We start from the raw sequence: 3,358 nt of genomic DNA on the forward strand, positions 1-3,358 counted from the left end.
CGACAGCACGGCCGAGGCCTCGGGCTCGACCGCGACCATCTTCACCGACGGCTTGCGGGCCTTCAGCACCTGGCCGCGCGCGATCTCCTGCTCGCCGATCAGGGCGTGGGTGGCGCCCATCTGGGTCAGCAGGTCGACGTCGGCGTCGGTATAGGCGCGGGCGATGATCTTGACCTTCGGGTTGGCGGCGCGGGCCTGTTCGATGATCCGGGCGGCCTCGAACGGGCTGGGCACGGCGACGAACAGGTGGGTGGCTTCGGCGAGGCCGGCCTTGAGCAGGATCTCCGGACGCACGGCGTTGCCCTGCAGCACGTCGAAGCCGGCGTCGCGCAGTTCGTCGGCGCGCTCGCCCTCGTCCTCGATCACCACCAGCGGCATGCGGCCCTTCAGCCCCTCGGCGACGGCCTTGCCGACCCGGCCATAGCCGACCAGCACGCCGTGCGGTTGGGCGGCGATCGCGGGCGCCACCGGCTCGCCGGCCCGGCCGACCAGCCGGGGCAGGATCTTGTCGAGGATGGCGAACAGCAGCGGGTTCATCAGGATCGACAGGATGGCCCCGGCCAGGATCAGGTCCTGGCCTTCCTTGGGCAGCAGCTTCAGCGACACGCCCAGGCTGGCCAGGATGAACGAGAACTCGCCGATCTGGGCCAAACTGGCCGAGATGGTCAGGGCCACGCTTTGCGGGCGTTTGAAGGCGATGACGATCAGCCAGGCGGCCAGCGACTTGCCGATCACGATGATCGCCAGGGTGGCCAGCACCGCCAGCGGCTCGCGCAGGATCACCGACCAGTTGAACAGCATGCCGATCGACACGAAGAACAGCACCGCGAAGGCGTCGCGCAGGGGCAGGGTCTCGTTGGCGGCCTGTTGGCTGAGCTCGCTCTCGGCCATGATCATGCCGGCGAAGAAGGCCCCCAGGGCGAACGATACGCCGAACAGCGCCGCCGAGCCGAACGCCACGCCCAGCGCGATGGCCAGCACCGCCAGGCGGAACAGCTCGCGCGAGCCGGTGTGGGCGATGCGGTGCAGAATCCAGGGGATCACCCGCCGGCCGACGATCAGCATGAAGGCCACGAAGGCGGCGACCTTGCCGAGGGTCATGGCGAAGGCGCCGGCCACCCCGCCCGGACCGGGAGGCGGGGCCTCACCGCCGAGCATGCCGGACAGGGCCGGCAGCAGCACCAGGGCCAGCACCATGGCCAGGTCCTCGACGATCAGCCAACCGACGGCGATGCGGCCGCGATCGGTCTCGATCAGCCGCCGCTCCTGCAGGGCGCGCAGCAGCACCACGGTCGAGGCCACCGACAGGGCCAGGCCGAACACGATCCCCGCTCCCAGGGTCCAGCCCAGCATGTGCGCCAGGCCGATGCCCATGGCCGTGGCGGCCAGGATCTGCACGACGGCGCCGGGGATGGCGATCTTGCGCACCGACATCAGGTCCTTGACCGAGAAGTGCAGCCCGACCCCGAACATCAGCAGGATCACCCCGATCTCGGCCAGTTGCGGCGCCAACTCCTGATCGGCCACGTAGCCGGGGGTGAAGGGTCCGACGACGACGCCGGCCACCAGGTAGCCGACCAGCACGGGCAGCTTCAGGCGATTGGCGATGGCGCCGAACACGAAGGCCAGGCCCAGGCCGGCGACGATGGTGGCGATCAGGGATGTGTGGTGCAAAGGCTCTCCTTGACGGTCAACATTTTCGGGCGTACTCAACCAATATGGGTGACTAAGCCCGGGAGCGCCAGATGCCCCACGCAAAAATTCTCCTGCCGGCCCAGTGTCGAGGCGCGCGTGGCCTGCTGGGCTGGTCGCAAGGCGACCTGGCGGACCGGGCCGGCGTCTCGCGCAGCACGGTCAAGGACTTCGAGACCGAGCGCCACGCCCTGCACCATAGCACCGAACGCCTGCTGATCGACGCGCTCGAAACCGGCGGCGTCGCGCTGATTCCGCCCGATGACGCGGGCGCGGGCGTAAGACTGAAACTGGCCAGCTAGGATCGATCAAACAGGGGATCCCACCACGTGAACCACGCGATGTCGCCGGCGGACTACAAGGACCTGGTGCTGTTCCTGGCCACGGCGGGCATCGTCGCGCCGCTGTTCAAGCGGTTGAAGCTGAACCCGATCCTGGGCTTCCTGATCGCCGGCGTGATCCTGGGGCCGTTCGGCCTGGGCGCCTTGAGCCACCAATTGCCGTGGCTGGACTATGTCACCGTCGACAACCCCCAGGAAATCGCCCAGCTCGCCGAGTTCGGGGTGGTGTTCCTGCTGTTCATGATCGGGCTGGAGCTGTCGTGGGAGCGGCTGCGCCTGATGCGCAAGCTGGTGTTCGGCCTGGGCGCCCTGCAGATGATCGGCTGTTCGCTGGCCCTGGGCGGCATCGCCATGCTGCTGGGCCAGCAGCCCGTCGCCGCCCTGGCGATCGGCGCGGCCCTGACCCTGTCGTCCACCGCCATCGCCGTGCCGGTGCTGGTCGAGCGCAAGCGCCTGCACGCCGAGGGCGGACGGGCGACCTTCTCGGTGCTGCTGTTCCAGGACCTGGCCGTGGCCCCGATCCTGATCACCCTGGCCATCCTCGGCCGGGGCGACGGGACCTTCAGCGTGCGCGACCTGGTGGCCCTGGGGCCGGCGGTGATCGGCCTGGGGATCATCGTGCTGTTCGGCCGCCTGGCCCTGCGGCCGATGATGCGCTCGGTGGCCAAGGCCAAGAGCGAAGAGATGTTCATGGCCGCCTGCCTGCTGGTGATCATCGGCGCGGGGCTGGTGGCGTCGCTGTCGGGCCTGTCGATGGCCCTGGGCGCCTTCGTGGCCGGCATCCTGCTGGCCGAGACCGAGTATCGCCACGAGGTCGAGGTCAAGATCGAGCCGTTCAAGGGTCTGCTGCTCAGCCTGTTCTTCGTGTCGCTAGGCATCCGCCTGGACCTGTCGCTGCTGGTCGCCTCGCCGGGCCTGGTGCTGGGCGTCGCCGTCGGACTGCTGGTGGTCAAGGGCGTGATGATCCTGGGGTTGGGCCGGCTGTTCGGCCTGTCGAACCGGGCCGCGATCGAGGCCGCCCTGACCCTGGCGGCGGGCGGCGAGTTCGCCTTCGTGATTCTCGACAACGCCATGGCCGCCAGCGTGGTCTCCGACCAGGTCGGCCAGGCCGTTCTGGTGGCCGCGACCCTGACCATGTTCCTGATCCCGCTGCTGTCGGGGATCGGCGGCCGCCTGGCCAAGAAGGCGGCGGCGCCGGTCAGCGAGGCGCCCGACCTGGTGGGGCTGCAGAGCGAAGAGCCGGCGGGCCGGGTCCTGGTGGTCGGCTATGGCCGGGTCGGGCGGCTGGTCGGCGACATGCTGGACCGCCACGACCTGCCCTGGAT

General features: G+C 69.6%; 2 protein-coding genes and 2 pseudogenes. 2 read left to right on the plus strand and 2 right to left on the minus strand.

The window, feature by feature from the left end; translation table 11 throughout:
- Both AC1DZ6_RS21935 and AC1DZ6_RS21940 read right to left on the minus strand, forming a co-directional pair.
- Positions 1–75, minus strand: a pseudogene (locus AC1DZ6_RS21935) (hypothetical protein); the annotation flags it as partial.
- Positions 76–111: 36 nt separating this feature from the next.
- Positions 112–1,620: pseudogene (locus AC1DZ6_RS21940) on the minus strand (monovalent cation:proton antiporter-2 (CPA2) family protein); the annotation flags it as partial.
- Positions 1,621–1,745: 125 nt separating this feature from the next.
- Here AC1DZ6_RS21940 and AC1DZ6_RS21945 point away from each other — a divergent pair.
- A complete protein-coding gene (locus AC1DZ6_RS21945) occupies positions 1,746–1,994 on the plus strand; it encodes a helix-turn-helix transcriptional regulator (protein ID WP_029908985.1) in 249 nt (82 codons plus the stop codon).
- A gap of 39 nt (positions 1,995–2,033) precedes the next feature.
- A partial coding sequence (locus AC1DZ6_RS21950) for a cation:proton antiporter domain-containing protein (protein WP_477099245.1) occupies positions 2,034–3,358 on the plus strand: 1,325 nt, incomplete at its 3' end.

The organism is Caulobacter sp. P1_B12_2 (assembly GCF_056406675.1).

What these genes read in the sequence shown, in the direction of transcription:
- AC1DZ6_RS21945 (WP_029908985.1), top strand. Translation starts at nt 1,746, where the DNA reads ATGCCCCACGCAAAAATTCTCCTGCCGGCCCAGTGTCGAGGCGCGCGT.